The organism is Mesorhizobium sp. GW821-FHT04C10 (genome assembly GCF_059420305.1).
In genome coordinates this window covers 5,188,385-5,205,068 of the sequence record NZ_JBWKTL010000001.1, presented here as the reverse complement: position 1 = coordinate 5,205,068, position 16,684 = coordinate 5,188,385, and the positions used below count along the sequence as shown (strand labels likewise).

At 62.9% G+C, this 16,684-nt stretch carries 15 protein-coding genes; 8 read left to right on the top strand and 7 right to left on the bottom strand.

Annotation, left to right across the window (positions count from 1 at the left end):
* The first annotated feature begins 314 nt into the window (after nt 1-314).
* The 5 genes from AC07UC_RS25395 to AC07UC_RS25375 all read left to right on the top strand — a co-directional run bounded on the left by AC07UC_RS25395 (nt 315) and on the right by AC07UC_RS25375 (nt 5,351).
* Entirely contained in the window at nt 315-1,343 is a 1,029-nt protein-coding gene (locus tag AC07UC_RS25395; protein ID WP_056563038.1) for an amino acid ABC transporter substrate-binding protein, read from the top strand.
* 63 nt (nt 1,344-1,406) lie between these two features.
* On the top strand, nt 1,407-2,594 hold the full coding sequence (locus AC07UC_RS25390) for an amino acid ABC transporter permease (protein WP_494907779.1): 1,188 nt from the start codon (nt 1,407-1,409) through the stop codon (nt 2,592-2,594).
* A 4-nt stretch (nt 2,595-2,598) separates the two neighbouring features.
* On the top strand, nt 2,599-3,756 hold the full coding sequence (locus AC07UC_RS25385) for an amino acid ABC transporter permease (RefSeq protein ID WP_202323098.1): 1,158 nt from the start codon (nt 2,599-2,601) through the stop codon (nt 3,754-3,756).
* A 79-nt stretch (nt 3,757-3,835) separates the two neighbouring features.
* Nucleotides 3,836-4,585: an amino acid ABC transporter ATP-binding protein gene (locus tag AC07UC_RS25380; RefSeq protein WP_031240865.1), complete on the top strand. Its 750-nt coding sequence runs from the start codon at nt 3,836-3,838 to the stop codon at nt 4,583-4,585.
* Nucleotides 4,586-4,685: 100 nt separating this feature from the next.
* Complete coding sequence (locus AC07UC_RS25375) at nt 4,686-5,351, top strand: TIGR02117 family protein (protein WP_494907778.1); 666 nt, start codon at nt 4,686-4,688, stop codon at nt 5,349-5,351.
* 131 nt (nt 5,352-5,482) lie between these two features.
* Here AC07UC_RS25375 and AC07UC_RS25370 read toward each other — a convergent pair whose 3' ends face one another.
* Both AC07UC_RS25370 and AC07UC_RS25365 read right to left on the bottom strand, forming a co-directional pair.
* On the bottom strand, nt 5,483-6,721 hold the full coding sequence (locus tag AC07UC_RS25370) for an FAD-dependent monooxygenase (protein WP_494907777.1): 1,239 nt from the start codon (nt 6,719-6,721) through the stop codon (nt 5,483-5,485).
* 19 nt (nt 6,722-6,740) lie between these two features.
* Entirely contained in the window at nt 6,741-6,986 is a 246-nt protein-coding gene (locus tag AC07UC_RS25365) for a zinc-finger domain-containing protein (protein WP_015318409.1), read from the bottom strand.
* A gap of 143 nt (nt 6,987-7,129) precedes the next feature.
* Between AC07UC_RS25365 and AC07UC_RS25360 the strand changes: the two genes are divergently transcribed.
* Both AC07UC_RS25360 and ppx read left to right on the top strand, forming a co-directional pair.
* Entirely contained in the window at nt 7,130-9,331 is a 2,202-nt protein-coding gene (locus AC07UC_RS25360; protein ID WP_494907776.1) for an RNA degradosome polyphosphate kinase, read from the top strand.
* A complete protein-coding gene (gene ppx / locus AC07UC_RS25355) occupies nt 9,331-10,866 on the top strand; it encodes an exopolyphosphatase (protein ID WP_140768246.1) in 1,536 nt (511 codons plus the stop codon). Before AC07UC_RS25360 ends, ppx begins: the two co-directional genes overlap by 1 nt.
* A gap of 21 nt (nt 10,867-10,887) precedes the next feature.
* Here the strand turns inward: ppx and AC07UC_RS25350 are convergent, their stop codons facing one another.
* The 5 genes from AC07UC_RS25350 to AC07UC_RS25330 form a co-directional block, all read right to left on the bottom strand.
* Nucleotides 10,888-11,310 carry a DoxX family protein gene (locus AC07UC_RS25350; RefSeq protein WP_494907775.1) on the bottom strand — a complete coding sequence of 141 codons (423 nt, stop codon included), beginning with the start codon at nt 11,308-11,310 and terminating at the stop codon, nt 10,888-10,890.
* 154 nt (nt 11,311-11,464) lie between these two features.
* Nucleotides 11,465-11,887, bottom strand: a complete 423-nt coding sequence (locus AC07UC_RS25345; protein WP_140768242.1) for a DoxX family protein — start codon at nt 11,885-11,887, stop codon at nt 11,465-11,467.
* Between the two features lie 176 nt (nt 11,888-12,063).
* Complete coding sequence (gene fumC / locus AC07UC_RS25340) at nt 12,064-13,461, bottom strand: class II fumarate hydratase (protein ID WP_140768240.1); 1,398 nt, start codon at nt 13,459-13,461, stop codon at nt 12,064-12,066.
* Nucleotides 13,462-13,594: 133 nt separating this feature from the next.
* On the bottom strand, nt 13,595-14,581 hold the full coding sequence (locus tag AC07UC_RS25335) for a glycosyltransferase family 10 domain-containing protein (RefSeq protein ID WP_494907774.1): 987 nt from the start codon (nt 14,579-14,581) through the stop codon (nt 13,595-13,597).
* 118 nt (nt 14,582-14,699) lie between these two features.
* The gene (locus AC07UC_RS25330) at nt 14,700-15,473 is read right to left on the bottom strand and encodes an SDR family NAD(P)-dependent oxidoreductase (protein WP_494907773.1); all 774 of its coding nucleotides are present in this window, start codon (nt 15,471-15,473) and stop codon (nt 14,700-14,702) included.
* A 222-nt stretch (nt 15,474-15,695) separates the two neighbouring features.
* Here AC07UC_RS25330 and AC07UC_RS25325 point away from each other — a divergent pair, with 222 nt between their 5' ends.
* On the top strand, nt 15,696-16,631 hold the full coding sequence (locus AC07UC_RS25325; protein WP_494907772.1) for a glycosyl transferase family 90: 936 nt from the start codon (nt 15,696-15,698) through the stop codon (nt 16,629-16,631).
* Nucleotides 16,632-16,684: the final 53 nt, after the last annotated feature.

The window sequence follows — 16,684 nt, the reverse complement described above, 5'->3', positions numbered from 1 at the left end:
AATAATAAGTTGGCTATCGGGTCACAGAGGATCTTGCATGCAGTCCGCCCGGCAGATTTATGGGGTCACGGCTTGGATATCGAGCGCGTTTGTCTGCGGTTCGGGCATTTCAGGCAATCGATTTTCAAACACGTTCGGATTCGGTCATTTTCCTTGACCTCACAGGAATTATCGCCTTCGATGCCATTCGTGAATGGGAGGCGGCGCGTCGGTTACGATGCGGGGTTCCGGAAATGGGCCGGGATGGGAGCTGCGTTCACAAGGGAAAAAAGATCAGGGTTTGCCTGAAAAACAGAGAAAAGGGTCTGTGGGTCATGAAACATATTGCTATCGGCATTCTTGGCGCCGCTACGCTTGGATTGATGGCGTCGGCCGCGTCGGCCACGACGCTCGACACCGTCAAGGCGAAGGGCTTCATCCAGTGCGGCGTCTCGACCGGTCTGGCCGGCTTCTCGGCGCCGGATGACAAGGGCGACTGGCAGGGCATCGATGCGGATTTCTGCCGCGCTGTCGCGGCCGCCGTCTTCGGTGACGGCACCAAGGTCAAGTTCACGCCGCTCAGCGCCAAGGAACGCTTCACCGCGCTGCAGTCCGGCGAGGTCGACATCCTGTCGCGCAACACCACCTGGACCATCAATCGCGACACCGCGCTCGGCCTGAATTTCGTCGGCACCACCTACTATGACGGCCAGGGCTTCATGATCAACGCCAAGAAGCTGCCAGGCGTCAATTCGGCTCTCCAGCTCTCGGGCGCCGCCGTCTGCGTGCAGAGCGGCACCACCACCGAACTCAACCTCGCCGACTACTTCAAGGCGAACAAGATGGAGTACAATCCGGTCGTCTTCGAGAAACTCGAAGAGGTCAATGCCGCCTATGATGCCGGCCGCTGCGACGTCTACACCACCGACCAGTCGGGCCTTTACGGCATCCGCCTGACGCTCGGCTCGCCGGCCGATCACGTCGTGCTGCCCGAGATCATCTCCAAGGAGCCGCTCGGCCCGGCCGTGCGCCAGGGCGACGACCAGTGGTATCATATCGTCAAGTGGACCTATTTCGCGCTGCTCGACGCCGAGGAGCTCGGCATCACCAAGGCCAATGTCGATGAGATGAAGAATTCGGCCAGCCCGGAGATAAAGCGCGTGCTCGGCCAGGAGGCCGATACCAAGATCGGCACCGATCTCGGCGTCTCCAACGACTGGGTCGTCAACATCGTCAAGGCCGTTGGCAATTACGGTGAAATGTTCGATCGCAATGTCGGCTCGGGCAGCCCGCTCAAGATCGCGCGCGGCATCAACGCGCTGTGGACCAAGGGCGGCCTCCAATACGCTCCGCCGATCCGCTGACCGAAATGTGATCCGGAAGGCAGATACTCTGCCTTCCGGTTTCTCTTTCCAGGGGACGGTCACATGGCATCGCAGGAAGTTCTTCGCGAGGAGCCCAGCCGGGCTTCCTTCATCAATGATCCGAAAGTCCGCAGTCTCTTCTTCCAGACGCTGGTCGTCATCGTCCTGTTCGGCTCTGTCTGGTGGATCGTGCAGAACGTCATCGACAATCTGCAGCGCCTGCACATCGCCTCCGGCTTCGGCTTCCTCAGGGGACGCGCCGGGTTCGACATCTCGGATACGCCGATCGCCTATACGTCGGACTCGACCTACGGCCGCGCCATCCTCGTCGGCCTGATCAACACCATCATCGTCGCCGTCGCGGGCATCATCACCGCAACGATCATCGGCTTCGTCATCGGCATCGGCCGCTTGTCGCAGAACTGGCTGATCCAGAAGATCTGCACGGTCTATGTCGAGGTCTTCCGCAACATCCCGCCGCTGCTGGTCATCTTCTTCTGGTATTCCGGCGTGCTGGCGGTGCTGCCGGCACCGCGTGACAGCTATCATCTGCCCTTCGGCTCCTTCCTCAACCAGCGTGGCTTCTATTTTCCCCGCGCAGTGTGGGGCGAGGGCTCCTGGTTGATCTTCGTCGCTCTGCTTGTCGGCATCGCCATGGCGTGGTTCGTCGCCCGCAGGGCGCGTCAGCGGCAGATGGTGACAGGCCAGCAATTTCCGGTGTTCTGGACTTCCGTGGCGCTGATCGTCGGCCTGCCATTGCTCGCTTACATTCTGAGCGGTTTTCCGCTGAGCTTTGATCTTCCGAAACAATCCACCTTCAACCTGACCGGCGGCTTCCAGGTCAAGCCGGAGTTCCTGTCGCTCTATCTGGCGCTGTCCTGCTACACGGCGGCATTCATCGCCGAAATCGTGCGCGCCGGCATCAGGGGTGTCAGCAAGGGCCAAACCGAGGCGGCGGGAGCCCTCGGGCTGCGATCCGGGTCTATCCTGCGGCTGGTTGTGGTGCCGCAGGCAATGCGCATCGTCATCCCGCCGCTGACCAGCCAGTATCTCAACCTGACCAAGAACTCGTCGCTGGCGATCGCCATCGGCTATCCGGACCTGACGGCGACAGCCGGCACGGTTCTGAACCAGACCGGACAGGCGGTCGAAGGCGTGCTGATCATGATGATCGCCTATCTCATCCTCAGCCTGGTGACCTCGGCCGTCATGAACGTGGTCAACGCCAGAATGGCGCTGGTGGAAAGGTAGAGCCATGCAGGAACACGATATGTCCTGGGTGCGCACCGAAATGGCCTTGGCGCAGCCCGCGCCCACAAGCGTCCGCGGCCCGATGGCCTGGGTGCGCAAGAATCTGGTCGGCACGGTTGGCGACACCATCCTCACCATCCTTGGCATCGTCATCGTCGCCTGGATCCTGCCACAGGTCGTCAACTGGGCGTTCCTCAACGCGCAGTGGACAGGGCCGGACCGCACCGTCTGTGCGACCGTTGCACAAGGCGGCATTCAGCCGGATGGCTGGACCGGCGCCTGCTGGGCTTTCGTCAATGCCAAGTTCGGCCAGTTCATGTTCGGCACCTATCCGATCGAGGAACGCTGGCGGCCGATCCTGGTTGCCATCCTGTTCGTGGCGCTGCTGGTGCCGATGCTGATCCCGCGTGTCCCCCGCAAGGGGCTGAACGCCATCCTGCTTTTCCTGGTGCTGCCGATCGTCTCCTTTTTCCTGCTGATCGGCGGCGTATTCGGCCTGCCGCATGTCGAGACCTCGCGCTGGGGGGGCCTGCTGGTCACGCTCAGCCTGTCCTTCGTCGGCATTGCCGTGTCGCTGCCGCTGGGCACGGTGCTGGCGCTCGGCAGGCGTTCGAAAATGCCGATCATCAAGACGTTGTGCGTGATATTCATCGAAACGGTGCGCGGCATCCCGCTGATCACCGTTCTGTTCTTCGTCAGCGTCATGCTGCCGCTTTTCCTGCCGGCTGGCGTCACCTTCGACAAGTTCCTGCGGGCACTGATCGGCGTGTCGCTGTTTGCCGCCGCCTATATGGCCGAAGTCGTGCGTGGCGGCCTGCAGGCAATTCCCAAAGGCCAGTATGAGGGCGCCGATTCGCTCGGCCTCGGCTATTGGCAGAAGATGGGGCTGATCGTTCTGCCGCAGGCGCTGAAGCTGGTCATTCCCGGCATCGTCAATACGTTCATCGGCATGTTCAAGGACACCAGCCTGGTCCTGATCATCTCGATGTTCGACCTGCTCGGTGTCGTCAAGCAGAACTTCTCGGACGCCAACTGGGCGACGCCGCAAACGGCCCGGTCCGGCCTGGTGTTCGCCGCCTTCGTCTTCTGGCTGTTCTGCTTCGGCATGTCGCGCTATTCAATGTACACCGAACGCCGGCTCGACACCGGCTACAAACGCTAAACGAAAGACCAAGGGGACCCTGTCAATGGCCACCGAAAATGCCGTCAGCGCGGAAGAGATCAAGGTCAACGCCGCCAAGATGCACATCTCGACCACCGATGTCGCCATCGACATCATCGCCATGCACAAATGGTATGGCGAATTCCATGTGCTGAAGGACATCAATCTGAAGGTGATGCGTGGCGAGCGCATCGTCATCTGCGGGCCCTCAGGCTCCGGCAAGTCGACCATGATCCGCTGCATCAACCGGCTGGAGGAGCACCAGAAGGGCAAGATCATCGTCGACGGCAAGGAACTCACCAATGATCTGAAGAAGATCGACGAGGTGCGCCGCGAGGTCGGCATGGTGTTCCAGCACTTCAACCTGTTCCCGCATCTGACCATCCTGGAAAACTGCACGCTGGCGCCGATCTGGGTGCGCAAGACGCCCAAGAAGCAGGCCGAGGAAATCGCCATGCATTTCCTCAAGCGCGTGAAAATCCCGGAGCAGGCCAACAAGTATCCGGGACAGCTTTCAGGCGGCCAGCAGCAGCGCGTGGCGATCGCGCGCTCGCTGTGCATGAACCCGCGCATCATGCTGTTCGACGAGCCGACCTCGGCGCTCGACCCGGAAATGATCAAGGAAGTTCTGGAGACCATGGTGGGGCTCGCCGAGGAAGGCATGACCATGCTGTGTGTCACGCACGAAATGGGCTTTGCCCGCAAGGTCGCCAACCGGGTGATCTTCATGGATCAGGGCCAGATCGTCGAGCAGAACACGCCGGCCGAGTTCTTCGACCATCCGCGCCATGAGCGCACGAAGCTGTTCCTGTCGCAGATCCTGCACTGACCGGTCCCAAACCGAGCGCAAGAGCCCGGCCGCAATGCGGCTGGGCTCTTTTCTTATGGATCGGCTGATGCGATTGGCGGCAGGGCAGCGGGCGTCATCGATGAGAAAAGTCCTGCGTTTCCTTTCCATGTCGCTTGCCGCGATCCTGCTTGCAGCGGCCCTCGGCACGCTGGTGCCGCGTCCGCTCTGGCCGGCGGCATCCGCGGGCGAGGGCACGCGGCACATATTGGTGCTGAAGAACCCGATCCACACCGACATCGCCATCCCGGTGGACGATGCCGTGCGTCAGCGCTTTCATTTTCTGGTCGAGGCCGGCATCCCGGCCGATAGTCCGGAGGTGCGCTACATCGTCTTCGGCTGGGGTGGCCGCGCCTTCTATCTGGAAACACCGACCTGGTCCGAACTCAAGGCCGGTCCGGTGATGAAGGCGCTGACCCTCGATGCCTCGGTGATGCATGTTGATGTCGCAGGCGCCATCGCCGAACCACATCCGGATGTCGCGGGCTTCGACATTGACGGGAGGCGGTTCGCGGCGTTGCTCGATTTCATCCAGGCCAGTTTTCAGCAGGGGCCGAACGGTCCGATCCATGTCCAGAACGCCGCCTATTCAAAATTCGACGGCTTTTTCGAAGCCAACGGCCACTTTAACGCGCTGGTCGGCTGCAACACCTGGACCGCTGCCGCTCTGCGTACCGCAGGCCTGCGGACCGGCTGGTGGAACCCGCTGCCGGTGTCGCTGGGGTGGTCGATGCGGTTGTATAACTGAGACTCGGCAACGTTTCCGAGATGGACGCCGGCGCCAAAGCCGCCAATCTCCCCCCAGGGTGGAGGAGAGGTCCGGAAGGACAAAGGGGGGCGCTGTCCCGCCAGGCCATCGGGCTGACTTGTCTCGACGTCCTACCGTCTGACGACCTTCGGTTCCTCCCAGCCATAAAGCCAGTCGAGATCAGCCGCGAGCTTCTCCGCCGGCCGCGTCGCCAGCACCAGGTTGCGGGCCAGCGCCACCGGGCCTCGGGCGTGCCAGGCAAACCGGTTGAGCGCACCGCGCTTGAGAACCTTCTCCACGCGCGGCCGCCGCAGATTCTCCCAGATGGTGAGGCTCTGTCGCGGATCGGCGGGGAAGTCGGCGACCAGAGTGGCAAGCGTCGCGGCATCCTCGATCGCCATCGCCGCGCCCTGTGCCGCGAACGGCGTCATCGCATGCGCGGCATCGCCGATCAGCGCAATGCCGGCCGGCGTTGTCCAAGGCTGTTTCTGTTCGACGGTATGCAGCGGCCAGGTCAGCCACGGCCCGGCTATTTCCACCAGCTTCACGAGTCCTGGCGCGGTGCCGCGCATGGCGGCGGCGAGGATGCCGGGATCGGCATGGCCGGACCAGCCCTCGGCAATGCGCTCGCCCTTGGTGAAGGCGACGAGGTTGAATGCGTCGCCCTTGCTGACGGGATAGGCGACCATGTGGAAACCCGGATGCAGGAACGTCGTGACGCAATCGACTGCGGAGATCGCGGCGAAGGCCCGCCCGGCGCTGCTGTCGGCCGCGACGGTGGTGCGCCATGCCAACTCTCCCGAAAAACGGCTTCTTGGCGATGCCATCCTTCTTGCATCGACAAGCCCGCGCACCGACGACCAGACGCCATCGGCCCCGACCAGCAACGAGCCTTGTTCCTCCGCAGTCTTGCCGCCGATCTCGACGGTCGCCGTGACACCATGGCTGCCAGTCGCAATTCCTTGGACGCGCGCCCCGACGGTGAGATGGATATCAGGCATCTCGGCAGCACACGCCATCAGCGCGCTCTGCAGGTCGGCCCGATGCGCGACGAGATAGGGAGCGCCCCAATGGTCTTCACCCGACTGCCCCAACGGCACATGCGCCAATTCGCGCAACGTCCTCGCATCCTTCAGCACCACTGCCTCCGGCCGCACCGCCGCCGGCAACAGCCGGTCGAGTACGCCGAGGTCACGCAGGATGCGTGTCGCGTTGGGGGAAAGCTGGAGGCCGGCGCCTACAGCTTCCAGGCGCGGCGCTTGCTCGAACACCCGCACTGGGTAGCCGCGTCTGGCAAAAGCAAGTGCCGAGGTCAGCCCGGCGACGCCCGCTCCGGCGATGACGATTTGCCGGGAGCCTTTGTCGTCCATCAGGTCCGTCGCGAGGGAATCAGGCGGCCTGGTCGATGTAGAGGCAGCCGGCAGGCAGCGTTTCCGTCGCCTTCAGCTTCGGCGAATAGCGGTAGAGCGTCGAGCAATAGGGGCAGACCTTCTCATTGTCGTCGCCCATGTCGAGAAACACATGCGGGTGATCGAAAGGCGGGTTGGCGCCCGTGCACATGAATTCCTTGACGCCGATGTCGATCGCCGGATGGCCCGCATCGTTCTGGAAATGGGGAATGGAACCGCCTGCCATCGTCGTCTCCTTAACGCAGTCTCGCATGCATCTGGATCATAACAGGTCTCTTTGCAAGATCGATGAAATGAAACTGTCGCAAAAGCCTGTCAGAGGATAAGTTAAGCCGGTTAACCGGCTGAGCGGTGGAAAGAGCAGGAACCATGAACGAACTGAAGCCGGTGCAGAGCGAATTCATCAATGTCGAAGCGGCGAGCCCGGAAGGCGGCAATCCCGATCGTTTCGTCAATCGCGAGTTTTCCTGGCTGCAGTTCAATCGCCGCGTGCTCGAGGAATCGCTGAACACCCATCATCCGCTGCTGGAGCGCGTCCGTTTCCTCTCGATCTCGGCTGCCAATCTCGACGAATTCTTCATGGTGCGGGTCGCCGGCCTCGCCGGCCAGGTCCGCGAGGGCATCGTGCTGAAGAGCCCTGATGGCCGCACTCCCGAACAGCAGCTCGAACAGCTGCTGCGCGAGGTCGAACGGCTGCAGGAAGACCAGCAGAAGAGCCTTTCGGCGCTGACTGTGCTGCTCAACAAGGAAGGCATCGAGACCATCACCCGCGACGCTCTGACCAAGGACGAGAAGATCTGGTTGGAAGAGCATTTCCAGGATCAGGTGTTTCCGGTGCTTACCCCGCTGTCGATCGACCCGGCGCATCCGTTCCCGTTCATTCCCAATCTCGGCTTCTCGATGGCCCTGCAGCTTCGCCATCGCAAGAACGGCGAGGAAATGAGCGCGCTCCTGCGCCTGCCTGTGGCGCTGAAGCGCTTCATCCGTCTTCCGGATCGCAAGCACCATGTCCGCTTCATCCCGCTGGAAGAGGCGGTCGGGCTCTATATCGGCAAGCTGTTCCCTGGCTACGAGGTCAAGGGCTCAGGCACGTTCCGCATCATCCGCGACAGCGATATCGAGGTCGAGGAAGAATCGGAAGATCTGGTGCGCCTGTTCGAGACGGCGCTGAAGCGCCGTCGTCGCGGATCGGTGATCCGCATCGAGTTCGACAAGCTGATGCCTGACGAATTGCGCGATTTCGTGGCCAGCGAACTCGGCGTCTCATCGAGCCGCATCAGCGTCCTGACCGGGCCGCTGGCGCTCAGCCAGATCTCCGAGATCGTCGCCGTGCCTCGCGACGACCTCAAATTCAGACCCTACAATCCGCGCTTTCCCGAGCGCATCCGCGAACATGGCGGCGATTGCTTTGCCGCCATCCGCGAGAAGGACATCATCGTCCACCACCCCTACGAATCCTTCGACGTGGTGGTGCAGTTCCTGCGCCAGGCAATGGCCGACCCCGAAGTGGTGGCGATCAAGCAGACGCTTTACCGCACCTCCAACGACAGCCCGATCGTGCGCGCGCTGGTCGACGCGGCCGAGGCCGGCAAGTCGGTGACCGCACTGGTCGAGCTCAAGGCGCGCTTCGACGAGGAAGCCAATATCCGCTGGGCGCGCGACCTGGAGCGCGCCGGCGTGCAGGTCGTGTTCGGTTTCCTCGAACTGAAGACCCATGCCAAGATGTCGCTGGTGGTGCGGCGCGAGGACGGCAAGCTGCGCAATTACGTGCATCTTGGCACCGGCAACTACCATCCGGTCACCGCGCGCATCTACACCGACCTGTCCTTCTTCACCACCGACCCGACGATTGCCCGCGACGTCGCGCAGCTGTTCAATTTCATCACCGGCTATGCCGAGCCGACCGCCGAAATGCGGCTCGCGATCTCGCCGTTCACGCTGCGCAACCGCATCCTGCAGCACATTTCCGACGAAGTCGCCCATGCGCTGGAAGGCAGGCCGGCGCGCATCTGGATGAAGATGAACGCGCTTGTCGACCCGATCATCATCGACGCCCTCTATGATGCCAGCCGTGCCGGTGTCGAGATCGACCTCGTCGTGCGCGGCATCTGCTGCCTTCGGCCACAGGTGCCGGGCCTGTCGGAAAACATCAGGGTCAAATCGATCGTCGGCCGCTTCCTGGAGCACAGCCGCATCTATTGTTTCGGCAACGGCCATGGCCTGCCGTCGGACGAGGCGATCGTCTACATCTCCTCGGCCGACCTGATGCCGCGCAATCTCGACCGTCGCGTCGAGACCATGGTGCCGATCACCAATCCAACTGTGCATGAACAGGTGCTCGGCCAGATCATGCTCGGCAACATCATGGACAATCAGCAAAGTTTCGACGTATTGGCTGATGGAACCTCCCGGCGCGTGGTGCTGGAGGAGGGCGAGGAACCGTTCAACGCGCAGGAATATTTCATGACCAATCCGAGCCTGTCCGGACGGGGTGACGCGCTGAAGTCGCATGCGCCCAAACGCATTGCGCAGTTCAAGCGCCGCAAGAAGAACGCCGCAGCGTCCACCTGATGCTGTCTGATTCCCAGGGCCGGCTGCAGGACCGCCGACCGCTGTCCATCATCGACATCGGGTCGAATTCGATCCGCCTCGTTGTCTATGAAGGGCTGGCGCGCTCGCCGACCATGCTGTTCAACGAAAAGATGCTGGCTGGTCTTGGCCGCGGCATCGTTTCGACCGGCAAACTCGACCCCGAGGCGGTGACGCGCTCGATGGAAGAGTTCCGCCGCTTTCGCGCGCTGTCCGATCAGGCCGGCGCAGAGCATATGTATGTCTTGGCCACCGCCGCCGCGCGCGAGGCAATCAACGGACCCGATTTCATCCATCGGGCCGAGGACGTGCTCAAGACCGAGATCCGGGTGATCAGCGGGCGTCAGGAGGCCCACTATTCGGCGCTCGGCGTCATTTCCGGCTTCCATCCGGCCAATGGCATCGCCGGCGATCTGGGCGGCGGCAGCCTCGAGCTTGTCGACGTCAGTGGCGAGGCAATCGGTGACGGCATAACGCTGCCGCTCGGTGGCCTGCGCCTGCAGGACATGGCGAAGAACTCGCTCACCCAGGCGCAGAAGATCGCGCGCGAAGAGCTTGCGCGGGCCAAGCTGTTGAAGGGCGGGCAGGGCCGGCCCTTCTACGCCGTCGGCGGCACTTGGCGAAACCTCGCCCGGCTGCACATGGAGATGACCAACTACCCGCTCGGCGTCATGCACCATTACGAGATATCAGCCGACAGTGCGGCGAACTTTCTCAAGCAGGTGGGCAAAGCCGAGATCGAGAAGGTCAAGGGCATCGAAGGCGTCTCGAAGAACCGCCGTTCGCTGCTGCCCTACGGCGCCATCGTGCTGCAGGAGATCATGGCGGCGATGCAGCCGTCGAAGATCATCGTCTCGGCGCTCGGTGTGCGCGAAGGCTTCCTCTATTCGTTGCTCGACGAGGCGGAGCAGAAGGCGGATCCGTTGATTTCGGCGTCCGAGGAGCTCGCCCGGTTGCGTTCGCGCTCGGTTACCCATGCGCATGAACTGGTCGACTGGACGGCCAAATCCTTCGCCGCCTTCGGCATCGACGAGACCGAGGACGAGGCGCGCTACCGCCATGCCGCCGCACTGCTGGCCGACATCGGCTGGCGCGCGCATCCCGAGTATCGCGGCAGGCAATCGCTCAACATCATTGCCCATGCCTCTTTCTTCGGCGTCGACCATCCGGGCCGTGCCTTCCTGGCGCTGGCCAATGCGTATCGTCACGACGGCATCTTCAACGAATCCATCGCGCCGGAAATCAAGGCGTTGGCGACGCCGCGCTACCTAGAGCGTGCCAGGGTGCTGGCGGCGATGATGCGCGTCGTCTATCTGCTGACGGCCTCGATGCCCGGCATCATGCCCAGGCTGAAATGGGAGCCGCGCGCCAATGGCGTGCTGGCGCTGGTGTTGCCGGCCTCGCTCTCCGACCTCTACGGCGAGCGGCCGGCCGGCCGGCTGGCGCAGCTGGCGCGGATCACCAACCGCAGGCTGGTGCTGGCAGTGGAAGGCGGGCCGAGCGTTTCGGTCAAATAGCGCGTTCCGGTGGATCGAGGCTCAGGTCGCGTCCGCACCGATGCCGAAACTGCGTCCATCGGCCGACCAGGCTCCGGCACCGGCCATGGCCAGCGCCAGGAAGCCACCCGCGATCGCAATGTCCTTCATCAGCATCTGCTGGTGCAGGAAGGCGAGCGTCGCATCGTCAGCGCCCTGGCCGTAATGGCCGATGAAGCCGGCAACGACGCAGAAGGCTGCCAGCAGCAGCGCCACGACCCGGGTCTGGAAGCCGACGAGGACCAGCAATCCGGCGATCAGCTCGAACAGGCCCGTGCCCCAGGCGGCAAGGGCTGGCAGCGGCAGGCCGAGGCCGGCGAAATAACTGGTCGTGCCGGCAATGTTGGCGAGGGCCTGGAAGCCGGACGGTACGAACAGCACGGCAAACAGCAGTCGCGAAACCAGAAGCAATGCGTTGCGGGTCATGGCCACCTCCCTTGCCGGCGCCCGATTGGGATCGAGCCGGCGCCGCGCAGCTTACGCCTGCGAAGCTGGAGCCGAAACCGAACTGGCTATTCCAGACAACGAAAAAGCGGCGCGGAAAATTCCGCACCGCTTCTCTCAGGTATGGGAAGAAGGATTAGCCGCGCTTGGCGTCGATGGAGTAGGCGCCGGCGCCCGATGAAGCCAGCAGCAGGAAGCCGCCGGTGATGGCGAGGTTCTTGAGAAACTGGATCATCTGCATCTGGTCGGCCCAGCCGGTGTGCGCGACCAGACCGGTGGCGACGGTGAAGACAGCGAGCACCCAGGCGGCGAGCCTGGTCTGGAAGCCGACGAGGACGGCAAGGCCGCCAAGCAGTTCGATCAGACCGACGATGACGGCCGTTGCCGTTGGCGCCGGCAAGCCGAGGCCGCCGAAATAGGCGGCGGTGCCGGAAATGGCGGTGAGCTTGCCGAAACCGGAAAGCAGGAAAATGACCGCGAGCAGGATGCGGCCGAGGAGGATGGTGACAGAGCTGTTGGACGCGGTGCCGGCGCCGGCGGCTGAAGTGTTGATGGACATGGTGGCTCTCCGAATGGGTTGAATGAGCCAGAGATAGACGATGCCGACTGTTCACCAAAGCCGCCTATCTGGCGACACATTGTTCACAGTCCGTACATTTCCATGATCGGGCAAGACGCGCGAAATTCGTGTCGAAAGGCGGGGCGGCGGGAGGAAATTCTCCCGCCGAAAACACCTTATCCCGGATGCGTCATGTCCTCCGGCCGCACCAGCCGGTCATAGTCAGCCTCGCTGACCAGCCCGGTGGCCAGTGCTTCCTCGCGCAGCGTGGTGCCCTTCTTGTGCGCCGTCTTGGCGATCTTGGCGGCGTTGTCGTAGCCGATGGTCGGGGCCAGCGCCGTTACCAGCATCAGCGAGCGGTCGAGGGCCGCCTTGATGTTGTCTTCGCGGGCCTCGATGCCGACGACGCAATTGTCGGTGAAGGAGACCGACGCGTCGGCGAGGAGCTGCACCGACTGCAGGAAGTTGTAGGCCATCAGCGGATTGTAGACATTGAGCTCGAAATGGCCCTGGCTGCCGGCGAAGGTCACCGCGGCGTTGTTGCCGAACACCTGCACGCAGACCTGTGTCATCGCTTCGCACTGCGTCGGGTTGACCTTGCCGGGCATGATCGAAGAGCCGGGCTCGTTCTCCGGCAGCGACAATTCGCCGAGCCCGGAGCGTGGGCCGGAGCCGAGGAAGCGGATGTCGTTGGCTACCTTGAACAGTGCTGCGGCAGCCGCGTTGATGGCGCCGTGCGAGAACACCATGGAATCGTGTGCGGCGAGCGCCTCGAACTTGTTCGGCGCGGTGACGAACGCGATGCCCGTGATGGCGGCGATGCGATCAGCCACCCGCTCGGCGAAGCCGACAGGCGCATTGAGGCCGGTACCGACGGCGGTGCCGCCCTGCGCCAGTTCCTGCAGGCCGGGCAGCGTCATTTCGATGCGCTTGATCGAGGAGGCGACCTGCGCCGCATAGCCGGAAAATTCCTGGCCGAGGGTGAGGGGAGTCGCATCCTGCGTGTGCGTGCGGCCGATCTTGATGATGTGATTGAAGGCCCTGGCCTTGGCGTCCAGCGCCTTGTGCAGGTGCTTCAGCGCCGGCAGCAAATCGTGCACGATGCGCTCGGCGCAGGCAATGTGCATGGCCGTCGGATAGGTGTCGTTCGACGACTGGCTCATGTTGACGTGATCGTTGGGGTGCACCGGCTTCTTCGACCCCATCACGCCGCCAAGCATCTCGATCGCCCGGTTGGAGATCACCTCATTGGCGTTCATGTTGGACTGCGTGCCGGAGCCGGTCTGCCAGACCACCAGCGGGAAATGGTCGTTGAGCTTGCCGTCGATGACCTCTTGCGCGGCCGCGATGATCGCCTTGCCGATCGCCGGATCGAGCCGCTTCAGCTCCATGTTGGCTTCCGCCGCGGCCCGCTTGACGATGCCGAGCGCGCGCACGATCGAAGCCGGCTGCTTTTCCCAGCCGATCTTGAAATTGCCCAGGGAACGCTGCGCCTGCGCCCCCCAATAACGGTCGGCTGCAACCTCGATGGGGCCGAACGTATCGGTTTCGGTTCTGGTCTTTGGCGTGCTCACGGCAAGTCTCCGGTCTGTCGATTTGGGCAAGGGCGTATCGCGTTGCACAATGGCCTTCAAGCGGAGATTGCGGGTGGTGTGAATGCAAATCGGTTGAAGGAGCATTCCTCCTTCTCCCCTCATGCCCCGATCGTCAGCCTCGGACCTTTTTCTTCCAGCGACGCAGCCGCGTGCGCAGGAAGGAGATGCGGCCGAAAGGGAGAATTGGCCGTCCCGATGGCGGATTTGGCCGTTCTTCCCGGCGTTGACCCACAAGGTTCATCAACCCACAGAAGGCAGGGATTTCCAAGCCTTGCAGACGTTTGACGAGACTGTCGGGCAGTGGCGTCGAGCGCCAGGCAAAGTAGGTCTCGTAGTCTTGCGGCGTTTCGATCAGATGCTGGAGATAGGCCGCCAGGTCCCTGGCGTTGGGGAAAGCGTTGGCGTCGATATATGAATTTGCAGGGACGAATTCATCAACATTCGGGGCGCCAAGGTAGATCGGCACGGTGCCGGCCGCGAATGCGTCGTAGATCTTCTCGGTGACATAGTCGGGCTCTATCGAGTTCTCCGTGGCAAAGCAGAATTTGTGCCGCGCAATGGTTTCGATCTTGGTCTTCTGACCGAGATCGGGGCCGATGATCGACCGGTTGTTGAAGTGTCGGCCATAGGAATCGATCTTGATGTAGCGTGACAGTTCGGTCGCCAGATCGACGCGACCGCTGTGGTTCAGCCCGGCCGATTGAAAGAGTGCGACCGGTGCCTCTTCCGTCTTCGGCCCGATTGGTTTGGCCAATATTTCTTCCCACCATTGCTTGGGCGGAAGGTAGGGCACCCAGACGTCCGACCCGGATTCATGCGTCATCGTGAGGTCGAAGTGCTGCATGATCTTGGGATCGGCGATGCGGCTGTGGTTTTGGCGGCTCTCCATGGACCAGGCCACCCAGTATTGGCCAGGGTACTTGTAGGCGTCGCCGATTTCGCGGAAGTTCGGAATGTGGCAAACAACCGCCGCCGCCTCGGAAATCCGGCGTTTGTCCAGCGTCCACCGCCCCGGCAATTCGCAATGGATGGACCCAATGTCGACGGGCTTGCCGAAGAACGTCGTGTAGAAGAGGATCAGCGGATCGTCTGACGACATGGCGGCACGCGTGTCCGGGATATTCTCGCTCTTCGTGACAGACGCGGAATCGGACGTCGGTCAAGTACACCGGCTTGTTACACCGGCTTGTCCACGGCGCAAGACGCCAGCCCGCAGCTCACCCCGCGGTGTAGCCGCCGTCGATGGAGAAGATGCCGCCGCTGGTCCACGCCGCCTCATCGCTCGCCAGATAGATCGCGATGCCGGCCAGATCGCTCGTCTGGCCGATGCGGCCGAGGGGATAACTTCGCTCGACATAGGCCTTGAGATCGGCCTGCGCGGCCGCCGGCAGGTTCTCGATCGACCGGCGCCGCATGGCTGTGTCGACCGTGCCGGGCGCGATGGCGTTGACACGGATGCCGCGCGGGCCGAGCTCGAAGGCCAGCGATTTGGTCAGCGAGTTCAACGCGCCCTTGGACAGGGAGTAAAGGCTGGACGGCCGCTTCGGGATCATCTTGTTGGCGAGATAGGAGGAGATGTTGATGACGGAGGCGCCAGCACCAAAATGCTGCAGCAGTCCCTGGGTGAGGAAGAACGCGGCTGTCACATTGAGCGCGAAGGAGTGCTGGAATTGTGCCTCGCTTACGGTCTCGAATGGCACGAGATAGGCCACACCGGCATTGTTGACGAGAACGTCGAGCGGCCGGCCGGAGCCTTTCACGTGTTCGGCAACCGCTGCGATGCCGGGGCTTGTGGCAAGGTCGGCCGACAATGTCTCCACGGTTCCCCCTGGGCCGGCAGCCGCCAGTTTCTCGCGCGCGGCTTCGAGCTTGCTGGCGTCGCGGCCGACGATCAGGACATCGGCGCCCTCGCGCAGGAACGCCTCGGCGATTGCCAGGCCGATGCCGTCCGAGCCGCCGGTCACCAGCGCATGCTTGTCTTGAAGCCTCATTTGGCGCTCCGAAGTTTTGGGTCAGGCCAGAGCACCGCATGGTCGCGGCCCGGGTCAAGCCGCAGGCCTATCCCACGGTATGAACTTCGTCAGGTGCCGACGCCGGGATTGTCTGCCCTTGCATCCGCCGCGCCAACGGGATAGCCGCGTTTGATCGAAACGGGCCGCGGCGAGCGTCTTTTGAAAATGGCACCACTCAAGAATGGACCGAAAGCGCTTCCCATGGCTGTCGATGTCGTCGAGGTTGGCAGGCGCTTTCTGCCTGGGCTCAATCGCGGCGAGATCCATTGCCGTTTCGAAGGCGGGACGCTCAAGGTGAGCTCCCGCGCTGCCTGGCTTGAGCGGCACGTGCAGGTCCTGACCTTGATCGCCGAGGCATTGGCGTCCCTGGGCGTCGAAAGCCTGCCGCCCTTCTATATGCTGCTCGGCGATACGCCGTCGCGCAGAAGGTATCGCTATTTCCGCACGCGCTTTGCCTTCTCTCAAGCCGACGGCTATGGCGAGGTAGCCGCGCCGGATTTCGTTTTCGATGGCTGGCCGGACGCGAAGTTCGACGATTACGACCAGAAAACGCGGGCGATGGCTGCCGCCTCCGAAGAGCCGCCGCGCGATGACAGATTGTTCTGGGCGGGGCGCTGCATGAACCATGCTCGCCAGGCGATAGTCGAGATTGCAAAGGCGCGGCCGGATCTGATTGAGGCCTACAACACCGAGCCGAACTACAACACCGACATGAACCGGTATTCCGCGACCTTCAAGACAATGGAAGACCAGGTCGCCACCTACAGGTACATGATCGACGTCGAGGGCGCGGGCTACAGTGGCCGCTTCAAGATGCTGCTCCACACCAAACGGGTCGTGCTGTTGCAGGATCGGCCGTGGCGCGAGTGGTTCTTCGACGATATCGAGCCGTTTCGCCACTATGTCCCGGTGGCGCGCGACCTGTCCGATCTGGCCGAACGCATAGAGTGGCTGCGCGCCAATCCGAAACTGGAGGCCGAGATAGCCGCGGAGGCGCAGGATTTTGCCAGGACCCGCCTGACACGCGCGGCAGCGGTGGCGGCGTGGGCGAGGCTTCTGAAGGATCACGCCGACGCTGGCGGCAACCTGAAATCCGGCCTTGAGCGGCGCAAGCGCGCGACCGGCTGGCCGCCCTGACGGCGCGCCCTTCACTTGGCGTGGAATTCGGCCTGCCCAAAGGCCGGGGCCGG